The following is a 17031-nucleotide window of genomic DNA, read 5'->3' as shown; positions in this document are numbered from 1 at the left end:
GCGTAGGCTAAGAAAGTGCAGAGTTGTTCCCGAGATCACAGCGCGACCGCGGGACATCGTCTCGGACGCCCGCGGCGGCGTGCCCATTAGGCTGAGACCATGGTCGCCGCGCCCGCAGACACGCCCAGCTCGCCCGTCTCCAGCATCTACATCGCGTCGCCCGAGGGTGACACCGGCAAGTCGACCATCGCGTTGGGGCTGTTGCGCATGCTCGGTGCCTCGACGGCTCGGGTCGGTGTGTTCCGGCCGATCGCTCGATCGTCGTCCGAGACCGACTACATCCTCGAACTCATGATCGACCACACCACCGCGGACACCACGTACGAGCAGTCGCTGGGCGTCACCTACGACGAGGTGCACGCGGATCCCGACGCCGCGCTCGCCGAGATCGTGCGCCGCTACCACGACGTCGCGTCCCAGTGCGATGCCGTGGTGATCGTGGGCAGCGACTACACCGACATCGCCAGTCCCAGCGAACTGGGATTCAACGCGCGCGTCGCCGTGAACCTGGGTGCACCGGTACTCCTCGCGCTGCGTGGCTCCGAACGCACGCCCGAGGAGATCGCCCACCTCGCCGACGTGTGCCGATCGGAACTGTCGACGCACCGCGCCCATCTGGCCGGCATCGTCGCCAATCGGTGCGATCCCGACGCGTTGGACGACGTCATCGCGCACCTCTCGACCGAGGACGTGCCGGCGTGGGCTCTGCCCGAGGTACCACTGTTGGTCGCACCGACCATGGACGAGCTGCTGCACGCGATGAAGGGCGAGCTCTACAGCGGCGATGCCGAACTGCTGCAACGGGAGGCCCTGCGCGTGATGGTCGGCGGCATGACGGCCGAGCACATTCTCGAGCGACTCACCGAGGGAGTCGTCGTCATCGCCCCGGCCGATCGCTCCGACGTCGTGCTCGCGCTCGTCAACGCCCACGAGGCCGAGGGATTCCCGTCGCTGGCCGGCATCGTCATGAACGGCGGGCTGACACCACATCCCATGATCGCCAAGCTCATCGAGGGTCTGCAGCCCCGACTTCCGATCCTCACCACCGACCTCGGAACCTTCGACACCGCGAGTGTGGCCGCATCGACCCGTGGGCGGGTGGCCGTCGGATCGCAACGCAAGGTCGACACGGCGCTGGCGCTCATGGAGCGCCACGTCGACGCCGCCGAGATCCTGGGGCGCCTCGACGTCGCGATGCCGTCGGTGGTGACGCCGCAGATGTTCGAGTATCAGCTCATCGACCGGGCCCGCGCCGACCGCAAGCACATCGTGTTGCCCGAGGGGTCGGACGACCGGATCCTGCGCGCGGCCGGACGACTGCTGCAACGGCAGGTGGCCGACCTGACCATTCTCGGTGACGAGGCGGCGATCACGCGCCGGGCCGGGGAGCTGGGGGTGGACCTGTCCGAGGCCACCGTGCTGGATCCGACGGACTCGGAGTACACCGACGACTTCGTCTCCGAGTATGTCGAGCTGCGCAAGCACAAGGGCATGACCGAGGACAAGGCCCGCGAGATCATGTCCGACATCTCGTACTTCGGAACGATGATGGTACACAAGGGTATTGCCGACGGCATGGTCTCGGGCGCCGCACACACCACGGCGCACACCATCAAGCCGTCCTTCGAGATCATCAAGACCATGGACGGGGTCTCGACGGTGTCGAGCATCTTCCTGATGTGTCTCGCGGACAAGGTGCTCGCCTACGGCGACTGCGCCGTGGTTCCCGACCCCACGTCGGAACAGCTCGCCGACATCGCCGTCTCGTCCGCGGCCACCGCGTCGATGTTCGGCATCGAGCCGCGCGTGGCGATGCTGAGCTACTCCACAGGGGATTCCGGATCGGGTGCCGACGTGGACAAGGTTCGGACAGCGACCGACCTCGTCCGTGACCGGGCGCCGGATCTGTTGGTGGAGGGGCCGATCCAGTACGACGCGGCCATCGACCCGTCGGTGGCCAAGTCCAAGCTGCCCGACTCCGAGGTGGCGGGCCGGGCGACCGTGTTCGTCTTTCCCGATCTCAACACCGGCAACAACACGTACAAGGCGGTGCAGCGCAGCGCCAACGCCGTGGCGGTGGGACCGGTCCTGCAGGGACTGCGCAAGCCCGTCAACGATCTCAGTCGAGGAGCCCTGGTGCAGGACATCGTGAACACCGTGGCGATCACCGCCATCCAGGCCCAGTCCGGTACCGACGGTCTCGAGGTCGCGAAGTGAGCACGGTGCTGGTCGTCAACTCGGGATCGTCGTCGGTGAAGTTCCAGGTGGTGGACCCCGACTCGGGACACAGTGTCCTGCAGGGCATCGTCGAGCGCATCGGTGACGCCGACGGGCGCGTGGCCGTCACCCGCGGCGACGACACGACGGAGAAGACGACCGACATCCCCGATCACGTCACGGGGCTCCGGCTGGCGTTCGAGATGATGACCGACGCGGGACTGCCCCTCGCGGAGGCGGGCATCACGGCGGTGGGGCACCGAGTGGTGCACGGCGGCACCGTCTTCAGCGAGCCGACTCTCATCGACGATTCGGTCGTGGCGACCATCGACGAACTCAGTGCGCTGGCACCCCTGCACAATCCGGCCAACCTGCGCGGGATCGAGGTGGCGCGCCGGGAGCTGCCCGACGTGCCGCAGGTCGCCGTGTTCGACACGGCGTTCTTCCACACCCTCCCCGCCGCGGCCTCGACGTACGCCATCGATGCGGCCACCGCCGCGAAACACGACATCAAGCGCTACGGCATGCACGGCACGTCCCACGAGTACGTGAGTGGCCGCGTGGCGGAGTACCTGGGACGGTCGCCGTCGGACGTGAACCAGATCGTGCTGCATCTCGGGAACGGCGCCTCGGCATCGGCCGTGCGCGGCGGCGTCGCGGTGGACACGTCCATGGGCCTCACCCCGCTCGAGGGTCTCGTGATGGGAACCCGCAGCGGCGACATCGATCCCGGCATCGTGATGCACCTGCGGCGCAGTGCCGACATGGACGTCGACGCCATCGACGAACTGCTCAACCGCCGCTCCGGTATCAAGGGCCTGAGCGGTGTCACCGACTTCCGTGAGCTCCGGCGCCTCATCGACGACGGTGACGAGGCCGCGGCCCTGGCCTTCGACGTGTACGTCCATCGCCTGCGGCGCTACCTCGGCGCGTACATGATCGAGCTGGGCCACGTGGACGTCGTCACGTTCACCGCCGGCGTGGGCGAGAATTCGGCCGAGGTGCGCGCAGCGGCCCTGGCGGACCTCGAGATGTACGGGATCGAGCTGGACGAGGAGCGCAACACCGAGCGCGGCAAGGGAATCCGGGTCATCTCGACGGACGATTCCCCGGTGACGGTGTTGGTGGTGCCCACCAACGAGGAATTGGCCATCGCCCGCGCCGCGGTGGCCCTGATCGGCTGATCAGAAGAGGGACTTGGGCCGGACCGCGTTGGCCAGGTCCACCAGGGCGAAGCGGTGCGAGCGGGTGCGCGCGGTCCGGGCGAGGGATCGCAGAGCGGTCTCGGCGCCCGTCCGCAGGCCGTCCCGTGTGAAGGGCACGCCGAGCAGCGGCACCGTCGACTCGGGCGTGTGCCCGGACTCCATCCACTCGAGCGCGGTGCCCAGGACGACCGTCCGCAGTTGCAGCGCACGGGGTTCGCGCGCCGGCAGCGCCTCGACGCGCCGCGCCGCCTCGTAGAGCGCACCCTCGTCCATGTCGGCGGCGGACCCCGAGAGCAGTGTCAGCACCCCGGTCATGCGTGCCATCGAGTAGTGCCGTGACGTGGCGGGCACCAGGTCGAGAGTCATGATGGCGTCGAGCAGCGCACCGCGTTCCGCGAGCCGCCGGGCGAGACCGAACGCGGCGCTGACGATGGTGCGATCGGTCCGCCACACCGTGGTGTACATCGTCTCGGCCAGCGCGCACCACGTGTCGTGGCCGTCGTCGGAGGTCTGTTGCGCCAGCAGTTCCGCCGTCGCCGCGAGCGCGAGCTTGGGTGCGACCTCGCCGGGCATCGCGGAGAGCACCGAGTCGAACTTGTCGGCGGCGTCGACGAAGTTGCGGCACAGCAGCGCGATGGTGCCGCGGTGCCAGTCGACGCGCCAGTTGCCCGTCACGTCGTCCAGCCTGCGCATCACCTCCGCGGCCGAATCGCCCTCGCTCAGATCGAGATACGCGCGGGCCTCGGTCAGCACCGCTTCCACGGACCCGACCGAGTCGTCGCCCACGGTGCGATCGAGGCCGTTTTCCCGGGCGAGGCGCAGCGAGTCGAGCGTCTGGTGCGGTTCGCTGTGCACGGCCGCGGCGATGAGTTGTGCGCTCGGGTCCGACGTGTCGATCAGGGGGACGGGAAGCGCGGCCACCACGTCGCGTGGATCCAGCCTGGCCACGCGGTGCCGTCCGTCGATGTACACATCGGTGACGGCGACCTGCTCGTCGGTGCCGAAGGTGGTGCGCTGCGGGCTGAACACCGATGACAGCGACGGGTGGCTGTCCCCCGTCTGCTGCGAGAGGATCTCGCGCAGAACACCACTGAGCTGACTCGCGGCCTCGTCGGCGCTGCGGAACCGGGTGAGCGGGTCGGCGGCCGTCGCGCGTCGGAGCAGCCGGGCGAAGAACTGGTACTCCTGCAGAACGGGAGCGTCCTCGGGGATGCCGTCGACGTACCGCCCGTGCTCCGAGGCGATGTCGAGCGTCAGGACCGCGAGAGTGCGCCCCACGGTGAAGATGTCGGAGGCCACCGTGGGTCCGGTCCGCACGATCTCCGGCGCCTGGTACCCGGCCGTGCCGTACAGATAGCCGTAGTCCTCGAGCTGGCTCACCGCGCCCAGGTCGATCAGCTTGATCTGGTCCTGTGTCACCATGACGTTCTCGGGTTTGAGATCGTTGTACGCCAGGCCGATGGAGTGCAGGTAGGCCAGCGCGGGCATCACCTCGAGGAGATAGGCGATGGCCTCCTGCACAGGCAGTTTGGTGCGCGCCGGGTTGTCGGTCATGATCTGGCGCAGCGTGCGGCCGCCGACGTACTCCATGACGATGTACCCCGTCGACGACGGCGTCTCCCGGGAGCCGGGCGCGAGGGGGCGGGGATGCTCCACGAAGTTGTAGATCTTGACGATGCCGGGGTGGGTCACCTCGGCGAGGAACTGGCGTTCCGCCATCGCCACCGCGTGCGCCTCGGCGTTGCCGAAGTGCAGCAGGCCCTTGAGCACGACCCATCGATCGCTCACGTTGCGGTCGATGGCGAGGTAGATCCACCCGAGTCCGCCGTGCGCGATGCAACCCTGCACCTCGTACTGACCGGCCACCATCTCGCCGGGTTCGAGCAGCGGGGAGAAGTCGAAATGCGTTCCGCATCTGTCGCAGTCACCCGACGGATGAGCGGGTCGGCCGTCGACGCTACGTCCGACGGGGGCGTTGCACTTCCAGCAGAACCGCTTGCTCTCCGGGACGCGGGGGTCCGACATGACCGCGGTCGCGGGATCGACCTCCGGAATGCGTGGCAGTTCCACCAGCCCACCCCCGAGGCGGCGGCGCTTTCCGGTCCGCACACGGCGGCTCGGCCGGGAGGTGCGCCCGGTGGTGTCCTCGCGCAGCGCGGCCCGCGTGGCATCGTCGTCCTCGGGGCGCACCGAGGCCCTCGTCGCGCCGGAGTCCTGTTCGCGCAGTGCGGCGCGGGTCGCGTCGGGATCCTCGTCGCGCAACGAGGCCCGGGTCGCCTCGAGATCGGGTTCGGTACTCATGATCAACCGTTGTAGGAGGGGAAGGGCGCGCCGGGAGACGGGCCGAGGACGGACAACCACTGGGTGTAGATGCGGTTCCAGGTGCCGTCGCCGCGAATGCGTTCGAGCGTCTTGTTGATGACGCGCACGAGGTCGTCGTGACCCAGCGTCACGCCGATCCCGTACGGCTCGGCGGCGATGGAGAACCCGACGATCTCCAGATACGGATCCTGGGCGGCGAGTCCGGCGAGGATCGCGTCGTCGGTACTGACGGCGTCGACACCGCCCTGCTGCAGCACCACGAGACAGTCCGCCCAGCTGGGCACGCTGACGATCTGTGCACTGGGTTGCAGACGTTGGATGCGCAGCAGTGACGTGGTTCCCGCCGCGGCGCACACGCGCCGACCGCCGAGGTCGCCGACGCCCGTGATACCCGAGCCCTTGACGGCCAGGACCCGTTGGTCCGCTTGGTAGTACACGGTGGAGAAGGTCACCCGCTCGCGCCGGGCACACGTGATGGTCATGGTCTTGACGACGATGTCGACCTCGCCCTCGGCCAGGGCGTCGATCCGCTCGGCGGAGGCGAGGATGCGGTACTCCAGCCGGTCCGGGTCCCCGAACAGATCCCGGGCGACCTCGCGGGCGATGTCGACGTCGAAGCCGACGATCTCACCGCTCACGGGATCGCGGAAGCTGAACAGATTGCTGCCGGTGTCCAGCCCGACGACGAGGCGCCCGCGGGCGCGGATCGCGTCGACGTTCGGAGCGGGCACGGGTGCGCCGTCGGGAGCCGCGTAATTGGGCCGCAGGCTCGCGCGGGGGTCGCCGCAGTCCTCCGCCGGTGGCATCGGTGCGCCCGGGGTGACGCCGGTGGCCCCGTCGGGCAGCGGTTCGGCGACGGTGGCGCGGTCCGGCGCCTCCGGCACCGGCGTGGTGTCCGCGCAGCCGGTCAGGACGAGGAGGAGCGCGGCAGCGATCACGGCCGCGCGGCGGGCCGTCCGTCCCGACGCGCCGCGCATCACAGGTACTCCCGGATACGCGACCACATACCGCCCACGACGGCGAGCACGGCCAGGCCGCACACGATGCCGGTGCCCACGGTGAGGCCGGCCAGCACGCCCGACGCACGCTGGACGTCGTCTCGCAGAGACGCGCGGGACGCCTCGATCTCCTCGACGAGGGCCGAGTCGAGCCGACCGAACACGTCGCTGGAGTCGCCGGCAGCCGTTCCGGTGGCGATGGTGACGGCCGTGTCGAAGTCGCCGCCGTCCAGCGACGCGTTCATCCGATCGTGCGAGGTGGTCCAGAGCGACACCAGCGCGCGGGCGTCGTCCATCCGGGGGCTGTGCGTGTCGTCGTCGTGCGCGAGCGTGCCGAGGGTGTCGGCGAGGCCGGACACCGCGTCGGAGTACGACTTCTCGTAGTCGGCGAAGCCGCCGCGTCGCGTCATGCCGATGGTCTCGTCGGCGCGCGCCTGCTGGGCGAGGATCCGGCTGGTGGTGAGCAGGTCCAGCGGCTCGGCACCGCGCACCAGAGCGCGGTCGGTGGCGGTCGAGGAGATGAGTCCCGCGACGAGCATCCAGCCGAGCAGCAGGACGACGCCCACCGTGGCTCCCGCGAAACCGACGTTGACGGTGCGCTTGGTCTTCCGGCTCAGGAACATCTGCGCGCCGACGAGCACGAGCACGGTGATGCCCAGCACGACGAACGCCGACCAGGGCGGCGTCGCGAACTGGCGCTGCGCATCCGACACGTCACCGGACTTCTCCGCGTGCAGTTCCTCGGCCCACGGCAGGATCGTGTTCTGCATGAGGGTGGACGCCTCGGCCAGATAGGCGGAACCCACCGGGTTGCCGACGCGGTTGTTCGTCCGCGCGGTCTCGATGATGCCGGCGTACAGCGGCAGATTCGTGGAGATCGTCGCGAGAAGTTGCCGCGACGTCGCGTCGTCGCTCGCGAGTCCGGTGGACGCGCGGACCACCTCGCCGGCCGCCGCTCCGAGCGAGTCGGTGTACCGACCGCGAACGTCGCCGGGTTCCAGGCCGCCCGAGAGGAAGGCCGTCGCCGCCGTCGCGTCCGCGACCGACAGCTGCACGTACAGGTTCTGCGCCGCATCGGACAGCGGTTCGGTACGCGCGAGCAGCAGTTCGAGGGTGCGCTGGCGGTCGGACACCGACAGCGTCGTCACGAGAGCGGTGGTCACGAGCGTCGCGACGACCAGCAGACCCACTGCCAACAGGCGGACGGGAGTGGAACGGAGGAACTCCGACCGTTCGGAGCGGGTGTCGACGGGCGCGCGCAGAGTCAGCGCACTCGTCTGCTGTGACACCTCGACCCCTTCCCGCGCGATCGGTCGCCCTCATGTCCGGATTCGAGCATAGGCCCACCGTGGTCCGAGCACAGGCGACGCGAGGAGCAATAGGGTGGGGGAATGCGGACGGTGGACCATGCGCGGTGACGGGGACGGCTGGGTGTTCAGCAGCGACGGGAGCCGGCACTGGGGACGACACGGTGCGGCCGGTCTGCTGTTGCGGGCTCCGACCGAGTCGGCAGGCTCCGTGGTGCTGCTTCAGCACCGTGCGGCCTGGAGTCATCAGGGCGGGACGTGGGCATTGCCCGGTGGTGCCAGGGACAGTCACGAGAGCGCCGTCCACGCGGCCGTGCGCGAGGCCGGCGAGGAGGCGGGCATCACCGACGACCTGCTGACCGTGCGGGACGAGCACGTCACCAAGGTCGAGGACTCGGGATGGTCCTACACCACCGTGATCGCCGACGCGGAGCACGAGCTCGACACGGTTCCCAACGGTGAGAGCACCGAATTGCGGTGGGTCGCCGAGCACGAGGTGGACCTGCTGCCGCTGCACCCCGCCTTCGCGGAGAGCTGGCCGTCGTTGCGCACCGTGCCCGTCCGCGCGGTCCTGGCCGCCGACGCCCCCGACGAACTCCCGGCGCGCACCGTGCGGCTCGCCGTCGGCAGCTTCGGGTGGATCGTCGACACCGTGCGGGCCGAGAACGTGGACGCGGCGCTCGCAGCCGTCCGGAACGACACCGAACTGCGCATCGTCGTCGTGACGGCCGACGACGCGGTGCGCTCGGCAGTTCCCGCCGACGTCATCGTCCTGTCGCCGGCCGGACTCTGACGGTCAGACCGACGGCAGCAGATCGAGCAGTCGACGGGCCGCCGCCTCGGGGTCGCGAGCCTGCGTGACGGCCCGCACCACCGCGATGCGGGACGCGCCCGCCTCGAGCGCCTGCGTGACGTTGTTCTCCTCGACCCCGCCGATGACGAACCACGGCCGGGTGGGATGCGACTCGGCGACCTCGCGCACGACGTCCAGGCCCGCGGCCGACCGATTGGGCTTGGTGGGAGTGGCCCACACCGGACCGGTGGCGAAGTAGTCGACGCCGTCCTCGATGTCGGCGAGCGTGGCCTGCGCCCGGTTCTGGGTGGAGCGCCCGATGACGACGTCCGGGCCCACGATGCGGCGCGCGTAGTGCACCGGCAGATCGTTCTGGCCGAGGTGCAGCACGTCGGCGCCCGAGGCGAGCGCGAGATCGGCGCGATCGTTGACGGCCATCAGCGCGCCGTGGCGACGGCAGGCGGCGGAGATGACGGCGAGAGCGGCGAGCTCCTCCTTCGCCTCGATGGCGCCGTACTTCTTCTCCCCGGCCGACCCCTTGTCGCGGAGCTGCACGATGTCGACGCCCCCGGACAGCGCCGCGTCCACGAACTTGGCCAGGTCGCCGGTGTCGCGGCGGGCGTCGGTGCAGAGATACAGCCGGGCGGTGGCGAGCCGCTCGCGGGCGGTGATCCTCGAAGTCGTCACGAGTGTGAATGTAGTACCACCTGTACTGCGGGGAGGCCGGAGGCCGGTCGGGTCATCAGCCGGCAAGGCCGGAGGCCGGTCGGGTCATCAGCCGGTTAGTGTGAAGGGGAACGAACACGGGAGTCCCGGCCGGGGCTGAGAGTGGGCGAGAGCGCCCAGACCGTAACCACCTGACCCGGGTCATGCCGGCGGAGGAAGTGAGTTTCATGCAGCGATCCGTCTCCGTCGTGGGCGGCGGGGTGATCGGCCTCTTCTGCGCCCGCGCCGCCGCGGCGGCGGGATGGTCCGTCACCCTGCACGACCCGACGTTCGGGGCGCGCGCTGTCGGCGACGGCGCCGCCAGTTGGGTGGCGGGCGGCATGCTCGCTCCGCTGTCCGAGGGCTGGCCCGGCGAACACGCACTCCTGGCACTCGGTTCCGCGTCGCTGCGGCGGTGGCACGATCCGGTGCTGCGTGCTGACCTCGCGGGTCGAGGCGTCGTCGTGTCGAGTGGGTCGTTGACCGTCGCGTTCGACTCGGCCGACGCGGCGGACCTGCGCACCGTCGCCGACTGGGTGGGTGCGCAGGGCCACGATCTCGAGATCCTCTCGCGCAGCGAGGTGCGCACTCTGGAGCCGTCGCTGTCTCCGCGCGTTCGTCTGGGCCTGTCGGCGCCGGGGGAGTTGTCGGTGGACAACCGGGCGTTGGTGCTCGCGTTGGAGTCCGCGGTCCGCGACCGGGGAGTGCAGATCATACGTGCTCCCGTCACCGACCTCGATGCGCTCACCACCGATCGTGTGGTGGTCGCCGCGGGGTGGTCGACGTCCCGTCTGCTGCCGGGCGTCCCGGTGCGGCCGGTGAAGGGCGAGATCCTGCGCCTGCGTGCGCGCTCCGGCTCGGCGAGCGCGCCGACGCGGACCGTCCGCGCGAGCGTCAACGGTCGCGCGGTGTACCTGGTACCCCGCGGCGACGGACTGGTGGTCGGTGCGACGCAGTACGAGCACGGCGACGACACCGCCGTGACCGTCGCCGGCGTGCGCGATCTCCTGGCGGACGCCGAGGCCGTGTTCCCTGCCGTCGGTGACTACGAGTTGGCGGAGACGGCGGCGGGTCTGCGACCGGGGAGCCCGGACAACATCCCCGTGGTCGGGCGGCTGGACGACCGTGTGGTCGTCGCCGCCGGCCACGGTCGCAACGGGGTGCTGCTCGCGCCCGTCACGGCGGACGCCGTGGTGGCAGAACTGGAGGGCGAGCCGTTGGCGGAAGCGGCATGCGCTCTCCCCGAACGGTTTCCGAGTCTCACGCGAACTCGGGCACGGTAGGAGACGAACATGATCGCAGTGGGTGTCACCGTCAACGGTGCGGATCACGACCTCGAGCCCGGCACGACGGTGCAGGACATGCTGACCCAGCTGGGTCTTCCCGAGAAGGGTATCGCCGTGGCGGTGGACGGAATCGTGCTGCCGCGCTCGCGGTGGGGCGAGGACGTGGGCCGCGGCTGGACCATCGAGGTGCTGACGGCGGTGCAGGGTGGCTGATCAGCTGACCATCGCCGACCGCACCTTCTCCTCCCGCCTGATCATGGGGACGGGGGGCGCGGCCAATCTCGCGGTGCTGGAGGAGGCCCTCGTCGCATCGGGGACGGAACTCACCACCGTGGCTCTGCGCCGCGTCGACGCCGCCGGCGGCACCGGGGTGCTCGATCTCCTCACGCGCCTCGGCATCGCCCTGCTGCCCAACACGGCGGGATGTCGCGGCGCCGCCGAGTCGGTGCTCACCGCGCAGTTGGCACGAGAGGCGTTGGAGACGAACTGGATCAAGCTCGAGGTGATCGCCGACGAGCGGACCCTCCTGCCCGACGCCATCGAGCTGGTGCGCGCCGCGGAGCAGCTCGTGGACGATGATTTCGTGGTGTTGCCCTACACCACCGACGATCCGGTGCTCGCGCGTCGCCTCGAGGACGTGGGGTGTGCCGCGGTAATGCCGCTCGGATCGCCCATCGGCACGGGTCTGGGCATCGCGAATCCGCACAACATCGAGATGATCACCTCGGCTGCGGGGGTTCCCGTGGTGCTCGACGCCGGGATCGGTACGGCGAGCGACGCGGCACTCGCCATGGAGCTGGGGTGCTCGGCGGTGCTGCTCGCCACCGCGGTGACACGCGCTCGCGATCCGCGAATGATGGCCTCCGCCATGGCCGATGCGGTGCGCGGCGGACGATCGGCGGCGCTGGCGGGCCGGATCCCGAAGCGGTTCTGGGCGCAGGCATCCTCGCCCGACGTCGACTGACCACCACCGGGGGCGGCTCAGGGTCGCGTCATCCCTTCGGATGACCCGGGTCGAGACCCGGGAGCGATGTGGTCGGTGGTTCTGCTCGGGCATCCTGATGCACATGATCGAAGTGACAGGTTTGACCAAACAGTTCGGCGCGAAGAAAGCCGTGGACGATCTCTCCTTCACGGTGCGCCCGGGTATCGTGACGGGCTTCCTCGGCCCCAACGGTGCCGGCAAGTCCACCACGATGCGGATGATCCTCGGACTCGATCAGCCCACGTCCGGCACGGCACTCATCGAGGGCCGGCCCTACCGCGAGCTGAAGAATCCCATTCGCACCGTCGGCGCTCTGCTCGACGCGAAGTGGGTGCACCCCAACAGATCCGCTCGCGCTCATCTGCAGTGGATGGCGGCCTCCAACGGCATTGCCACGTCCCGCGTCGACGAGGTGCTCCGCCTCGTCGGCCTGTCCGAGGTGGCCAAGCAGAAGGCCGGTGGGTTCTCGCTCGGCATGTCGCAGCGACTCGGTCTGGCCGGTGCGCTGCTCGGTGACCCGAAGGTCCTGATGTTCGACGAGCCGGTCAACGGACTCGATCCCGAGGGCATCGTCTGGATCCGCAAGTTCATGCAGCGACTCGCCGCCGAGGGGCGGACCGTGCTGGTGTCCTCGCACCTGCTCTCCGAGATGGCGCTCACCGCAGAACAACTGATCGTCATCGGCCGTGGCCGGCTCATCTCGGACTCGTCCGTGCAGGAGTTCGTCGACCGCGCCTCGGAGGCGTCGGTCCGCGTCCGCAGCCCCCAGCTCGACGCCCTGCGCAGCGCGCTCACGTCGGCAGGTCTGACGGTCAAGGAGCCCAGCAGTCTCGATCAGGTGCATCCGACTCTCGTGGTGGCCGAGTCCACCACGGAGGCGATCGGCGAGATCGCCGCGCGCAACAACATCGTCCTGCACGAGCTGGCGTCCCAGCACGGTTCGCTCGAGGACGCGTTCATGAAACTCACCGGCGACGACGTGCAGTACCACGGCGCCGGTACCGACAACGACGTGAGCGGGCAGGCCGGAGGCCGGTCGGATTCAATGGGAGGGGCACTGCGATGAGTGTGCTTGCAGCGGAACGAATCAAACTCACCTCGACGAAGTCGCCGTGGTGGTGCACCGCCATCATCGTGGCGCTCGGGCTGGGCATCGGGGCCGTCATCGGCATCACGGCCAAGTCGACGGTCACCACCGTGCAGAACGACATCGCCGCCGGAAACGACCCCGGCTTCGAGCCGTACCTGCCGACCCTCGCTGACGCGGTCGCCGGCGTCAGCGGATTCGGCGTTCTCGTACTCATGATCCTCGCGGCGCTGTCGATCACCAGCGAGTACCGCTTCGGCATCATCCGGACCACGTTCCAGGCCATCCCCAGCCGCGCCTCGGTACTCGGCGTGAAGGCACTGCTCATCGGCGTCTTCGGCGCGGTGTTGTCCCTGGTGCTCACGCTGGGCGCGTTCTACATCGCGAAGGCGACGGCCGGTCCCGATGCGGGCGCCGCGCTGGTGCTCGAGGGTTCGGATGCGTGGCGCGCCGTCTACGGTGTCCCGATCTACGCCTTCCTGTGCGTCGTCCTCGCCGTGGGAGTCGGTGCGCTGCTGCGACAGTCGGCCGCCGCGATCGCGCTTCTGCTCCTGTGGCCGCTGCTGATCGAGTCGTTGTTCAACCTGTTCGGCAGCATCGGGCGCGACATCATGCCCTTCCTCCCGTTCATGAACGCGAACAACTTCCTCGGCTCGCCCGGCGGAGTGGAGTATCACTGGGGACCGTGGGGCAGCCTGGCCTACTTCGCAGCCTTCGTCGCCGTCGTGTTCGGCGCCGCAGTGGTGGTGGTGAACAAGCGAGACGCGTGACCGCTCTGCCGTTAGGGTGACGTTCATGCGGACGACACGATCGACCCTGTCCCTCGCGATCTGTGCGGCGGGAGTGCTCGCCCTGTCGTCCTGCTCCTCCGGCTCGTCCGGTGAGGGAGCCACCCCGTCCGAGGAACCCGTGGCTGCACCGGTCACGGGTTCCTCGCTGTCCGAGGGCGTCACCCTCGATGCGGTGGTGGGCCACCTGCAGGAGCTCTCCGACATCGCCGACGCCCACGACGGGAATCGCGCTGCCGGCACCGCCGGGTACGACGCGAGCGTCGACTACGTGGCCGGCAAGCTCCGGGACGCCGGCTTCGACGTCGAGACGCCCGAGTTCTCGTTCGACAGTTACACCCTCGACTCGGTGGCACTGCGCGCCGCCGACCGCGACGTTCCGGTCAGTGCGTTCACCTACTCCCCGGCCACGGCCGCCGGCGGGGTCTCCGGTCCGATCGTGGCGGCCCCCGCCGACGACTCACCCGGCTGCGAGGCCACCGACTACGACGGCCTCACGCTGACCGGCGCGGTCGCTCTGGTCCCGCGCGGGGTGTGCTCCTTCGCGCAGAAGGGGCAGATCGCCGCCGAGCGCGGCGCCGCCGCGATCATCGTGTCCAACAACGAGGACGGTCCGCTCGACGCCGGCACGCTCGGCGCGAAGGAGGATGCGCGCATCCCGTCGGTGGGTGTCAGCCGTGAGGACGGTGCCGCCCTGGCCGCGGCCCCGACCACCGCGCAGATCACGCTGGCCGCGGAGACCGAGACCACGACCAGCCGCAACATTCTCGCGCAGACAACGACGGGGTCCACCGAGAACATCGTCATGGCGGGAGCGCATCTCGACTCGGTCCCCGAGGGCCCGGGCATCAACGACAACGGCACCGGTACCGCCGCCGTGCTCGAGTCCGCGCTGCAGATGGGTGGCTCGCCGGACGTGACCAACGCCGTGCGCTTCGGGTTCTGGGGCGCGGAGGAACTCGGTCTGGTCGGATCCACGAAGTACGTCGAGGGACTGTCCGACGAGGACAAGGCCGCGATCGCGCTCTACCTGAACTTCGACATGGTCGGGTCGAACAACGCCGGCTACCTCGTCTACGACGGAGACGATTCGGATCAGGTCGGTGAACCCGCCGGCCCCACCGGCTCGGATGCGATCGAGCGCGTGTTCGAGGAGCAGCTCACGACGCAGGACGCCGACGGCACCGACTTCGACGGGCGCTCGGACTACGGCCCCTTCATCGAGGTCGGCATTCCCTCGGGCGGTGTCTTCAGCGGCGCGGACGACGTGAAGACCGAGGGGCAGGCCGCGCGCTGGGGCGGGACGGCGAACGAGCCCTTCGACCCGAACTACCACACCGCCGAGGACACGCTCGAGAACGTCGACCGGGAGGCTCTCGGCATCAACTCGAAGGCCGTCGCCTACGGCATCGGCACGTACGCCGAGTCGGTGACGGGCCCGAACGGCGTCCCCGTGGGTGCCGATCGAGACGCGGCCCGTCAGGCCGAGTGACGTTTACTGTCACTCGGAGTAACGACAAGATAAGGTCGAGCGGTGAAGATCAGCGCTGGTGACGCCGCCCGTCGGGCCGCCGAGGCTGCCCGCACCGTCAACCGGACGCCGCGGGTGGTCGAACTGGTCCGCCGCGTACGCGGGGTGCTGCCCGGTGATCCGTCGTTCGGCGATCCGCTCTCGACGGCCGGACCCGGAGCCGCGCGGATGGTCGCGCGAGTCACCGACCGGCTGCAGGGCGACGCTCCCGGCGCCTCGAAGGAACTCTCGCTGGGTGCGCTCCAGGTGTGGCAGGCGGTGCTCGAACGCGCGGGTCGTGGGCGTGGTGAGCGCGAGGTGACCATCGTCTTCACTGATCTCGTCGGCTTCTCCACGTGGTCGCTCTCCGCCGGAGACGCCACCACGCTGGTGCTGCTCAAGCAGGTGGCCCGTGCGGTCGAGCGGCCGATGCTCGACCGCGGCGGTCACATCGTCAAACGTCTGGGGGACGGGCTGATGGCCGTCTTTCCCAGCGCGGACAACGCGGTGCGGGCCGTCTTCGAGGCACAGACGGCGCTGGCCCGTGTCGACGTGAACGGCTACACGCCGCGGATGCGCGTCGGCATCCACACCGGCTGTCCGCGCGCCGTCGGATCGGACTGGCTCGGCGTCGACGTCACCGTGGCCGCGCGCGTCATGCAGACCGGTGCCGACGGCAACGTCATGATCTCGAACGTCGCGCTGGATCTGGTGTCACCCGAGGTGTTGGACACCGTCGGGCTGGCCACCAAGCCCTACCGGCGCGGGTTGTTCTCGCCGAAGCTGACCGGTGTGCCCGAGGACCTACGCATCAGCCGACTGGTGCAGTCGCCAGAGCGGTGAGACCGGGCCGTGCCCGTGGCCGAGGTCGTACGCGGCCTCGAGCGACTTCGTGACCCACTCCTTCGCGAACTCGAACGCGTCCGGCACCGCGTAGCCGTGGGCGAGGGCGCAGGCCAGCGCTGCAGCGAGGGTGTCGCCGCCACCGTGATCATTGCCCGTGTCGATCCGAGGGTTCGTGAACTCGAGCATCCGCTCGCCGTCGAAGAGCAGATCGGTGCTCGACGACGAGGTCCGCAGGTGTCCGCCCTTGACGACGGCCCACTGGGCGCCCAGGGCATGCAGTGCCTCGGCGGCCCGTCGTGCCGTCGCCTCGTCCTCGACGTCGATGCCGGTGAGCAGCCGGACCTCGTCGAGGTTGGGCGTGACGATCGTGGCAAGAGGAATGAGTCTGGTGCGCAACGCATCCAGTGCATCGGCGTGCAGGAGGGAATCGCCGTGCATCGACGCCGAGACCGGGTCCACGACGAGGGGCACCGAGCCACCGCGGCCGATCCCGACCTCGGTGCACACGTCGGTGACGGCCTCGATGATGGCGGTGGACGCCAGCATCCCCGTCTTGGCCGCGCCGATGCCGATGTCCGACACCACCGTTCGCACCTGGTCGGCCACCACGGCCGGCGGGATCTCGTGAAAACCGCTGACTCCCACCGTGTTCTGCACCGTGACGGCGGCGACCGCGACGCAGGCGTGCAGTCCGCACAGCGCGATGGTGCGCGAGTCGGCCTGGATTCCGGCGCCGCCGCCGGAGTCGGTGCCGGCGATGGTGAGGACGCGCCGCGGCGTCGTCCCGGAAGGTGCCAGAGGCAGCGTTGTCACATGCCGAACTGTACTCGAGCGCTTTTCCCGTGAGTTCGCCACATATTCACCCGCTCCCCCGGCGGAGACGCGAATCCTGTGCAATAGTGGTCTACGTCACATGCACCCATGTGATGCACACGACCGCGGCGACGAGGCTGCACGTGTCCCGCCCCGCGCCCGGGTTCGC

At 69.7% G+C, this 17031-nt stretch carries 15 protein-coding genes and 1 riboswitch; of the genes, 10 read left to right on the top strand and 5 right to left on the bottom strand.

The annotated features are described in order from the left end of the window. Positions 1-99 precede the first annotated feature (99 nt). Positions 100-2217 carry a phosphate acetyltransferase gene (gene pta / locus JOE30_RS02195; RefSeq protein WP_204869207.1) on the top strand — a complete coding sequence of 706 codons (2118 nt, stop codon included), beginning with the start codon at positions 100-102 and terminating at the stop codon, positions 2215-2217. Further along, complete coding sequence (locus JOE30_RS02190; RefSeq protein WP_204869206.1) at positions 2214-3401, top strand: acetate kinase; 1188 nt, start codon at positions 2214-2216, stop codon at positions 3399-3401. The genes pta and JOE30_RS02190 overlap by 4 nt, the downstream gene beginning before the upstream one ends. Here JOE30_RS02190 and JOE30_RS02185 read toward each other — a convergent pair whose 3' ends face one another. From JOE30_RS02185 to JOE30_RS02175, 3 genes are read right to left on the bottom strand one after another with little or no spacing between them, the layout of a single operon-like run. After that, positions 3402-5723 carry a serine/threonine-protein kinase gene (locus JOE30_RS02185; protein ID WP_204869205.1) on the bottom strand — a complete coding sequence of 774 codons (2322 nt, stop codon included), beginning with the start codon at positions 5721-5723 and terminating at the stop codon, positions 3402-3404. It lies immediately after the preceding gene. A 2-nt stretch (positions 5724-5725) separates the two neighbouring features. Continuing rightward, a complete protein-coding gene (locus tag JOE30_RS02180) occupies positions 5726-6721 on the bottom strand; it encodes a glutamate ABC transporter substrate-binding protein (protein WP_204869204.1) in 996 nt (331 codons plus the stop codon). After that, complete coding sequence (locus JOE30_RS02175; RefSeq protein ID WP_307806029.1) at positions 6721-8031, bottom strand: hypothetical protein; 1311 nt, start codon at positions 8029-8031, stop codon at positions 6721-6723. The genes JOE30_RS02180 and JOE30_RS02175 overlap by 1 nt, the downstream gene beginning before the upstream one ends. A gap of 118 nt (positions 8032-8149) precedes the next feature. Here JOE30_RS02175 and JOE30_RS02170 point away from each other — a divergent pair, with 118 nt between their 5' ends. Beyond that, positions 8150-8842, top strand: a complete 693-nt coding sequence (locus tag JOE30_RS02170; protein WP_204869203.1) for an NUDIX hydrolase — start codon at positions 8150-8152, stop codon at positions 8840-8842. A 3-nt stretch (positions 8843-8845) separates the two neighbouring features. Here the strand turns inward: JOE30_RS02170 and thiE are convergent, their stop codons facing one another. Continuing rightward, positions 8846-9529, bottom strand: a complete 684-nt coding sequence (gene thiE, locus JOE30_RS02165) for a thiamine phosphate synthase (RefSeq protein WP_204869202.1) — start codon at positions 9527-9529, stop codon at positions 8846-8848. A 106-nt stretch (positions 9530-9635) separates the two neighbouring features. Further along, positions 9636-9743, top strand: a riboswitch (TPP riboswitch). Between thiE and thiO the strand changes: the two genes are divergently transcribed. The 7 genes from thiO to JOE30_RS02130 all read left to right on the top strand — a co-directional run bounded on the left by thiO (position 9736) and on the right by JOE30_RS02130 (position 16046). Then, positions 9736-10830 (top strand): glycine oxidase ThiO, encoded by a 1095-nt coding sequence (gene thiO, locus JOE30_RS02160; protein WP_204869201.1) that lies wholly within the window; start codon positions 9736-9738, stop codon positions 10828-10830. Its footprint overlaps the riboswitch before it by 8 nt. A 9-nt stretch (positions 10831-10839) precedes the next feature. After that, complete coding sequence (gene thiS / locus JOE30_RS02155; protein ID WP_204869200.1) at positions 10840-11046, top strand: sulfur carrier protein ThiS; 207 nt, start codon at positions 10840-10842, stop codon at positions 11044-11046. Continuing rightward, positions 11039-11797: a thiazole synthase gene (locus tag JOE30_RS02150; protein WP_204869199.1), complete on the top strand. Its 759-nt coding sequence runs from the start codon at positions 11039-11041 to the stop codon at positions 11795-11797. Before thiS ends, JOE30_RS02150 begins: the two co-directional genes overlap by 8 nt. 103 nt (positions 11798-11900) lie before the next feature. Then, positions 11901-12884 carry an ABC transporter ATP-binding protein gene (locus JOE30_RS02145; protein WP_204869198.1) on the top strand — a complete coding sequence of 328 codons (984 nt, stop codon included), beginning with the start codon at positions 11901-11903 and terminating at the stop codon, positions 12882-12884. Further along, positions 12881-13675 carry an ABC transporter permease gene (locus JOE30_RS02140; RefSeq protein WP_204869197.1) on the top strand — a complete coding sequence of 265 codons (795 nt, stop codon included), beginning with the start codon at positions 12881-12883 and terminating at the stop codon, positions 13673-13675. Before JOE30_RS02145 ends, JOE30_RS02140 begins: the two co-directional genes overlap by 4 nt. A gap of 25 nt (positions 13676-13700) precedes the next feature. Further along, entirely contained in the window at positions 13701-15185 is a 1485-nt protein-coding gene (locus tag JOE30_RS02135) for a M28 family peptidase (protein ID WP_204869196.1), read from the top strand. Positions 15186-15227: 42 nt separating this feature from the next. After that, a complete protein-coding gene (locus JOE30_RS02130; protein ID WP_204869195.1) occupies positions 15228-16046 on the top strand; it encodes an adenylate/guanylate cyclase domain-containing protein in 819 nt (272 codons plus the stop codon). Here the strand turns inward: JOE30_RS02130 and thiD are convergent. Continuing rightward, positions 16008-16862: a bifunctional hydroxymethylpyrimidine kinase/phosphomethylpyrimidine kinase gene (thiD, locus tag JOE30_RS02125; protein WP_204869194.1), complete on the bottom strand. Its 855-nt coding sequence runs from the start codon at positions 16860-16862 to the stop codon at positions 16008-16010. The genes JOE30_RS02130 and thiD overlap by 39 nt on opposite strands. Between the last annotated feature and the right edge of the window lie 169 nt (positions 16863-17031).

It is taken from the genome of Rhodococcus sp. PvP016 (genome assembly GCF_017832185.1).
Lineage (GTDB): Bacteria > Actinomycetota > Actinomycetes > Mycobacteriales > Mycobacteriaceae > Rhodococcoides.
This window is presented reverse-complemented; position numbering and strand designations above follow the sequence as displayed.

Bases quoted from the DNA above. Each gene is read 5' to 3' on its own strand.
- JOE30_RS02145 (WP_204869198.1), top strand. From the start codon at position 11,901: ATGATCGAAGTGACAGGTTTGACCAAACAGTTCGGCGCGAAGAAAGCC.
- thiO (WP_204869201.1), top strand. From the start codon at position 9,736: ATGCAGCGATCCGTCTCCGTCGTGGGCGGCGGGGTGATCGGCCTCTTC.
- JOE30_RS02180 (WP_204869204.1), bottom strand. From the start codon at position 6,721: ATGCGCGGCGCGTCGGGACGGACGGCCCGCCGCGCGGCCGTGATCGCT.
- JOE30_RS02135 (WP_204869196.1), top strand. From the start codon at position 13,701: ATGCGGACGACACGATCGACCCTGTCCCTCGCGATCTGTGCGGCGGGA.
- JOE30_RS02170 (WP_204869203.1), top strand. From the start codon at position 8,150: ATGCGCGGTGACGGGGACGGCTGGGTGTTCAGCAGCGACGGGAGCCGG.
- JOE30_RS02185 (WP_204869205.1), bottom strand. From the start codon at position 5,723: ATGAGTACCGAACCCGATCTCGAGGCGACCCGGGCCTCGTTGCGCGAC.
- pta (WP_204869207.1), top strand. From the start codon at position 100: ATGGTCGCCGCGCCCGCAGACACGCCCAGCTCGCCCGTCTCCAGCATC.
- JOE30_RS02140 (WP_204869197.1), top strand. From the start codon at position 12,881: ATGAGTGTGCTTGCAGCGGAACGAATCAAACTCACCTCGACGAAGTCG.
- thiS (WP_204869200.1), top strand. From the start codon at position 10,840: ATGATCGCAGTGGGTGTCACCGTCAACGGTGCGGATCACGACCTCGAG.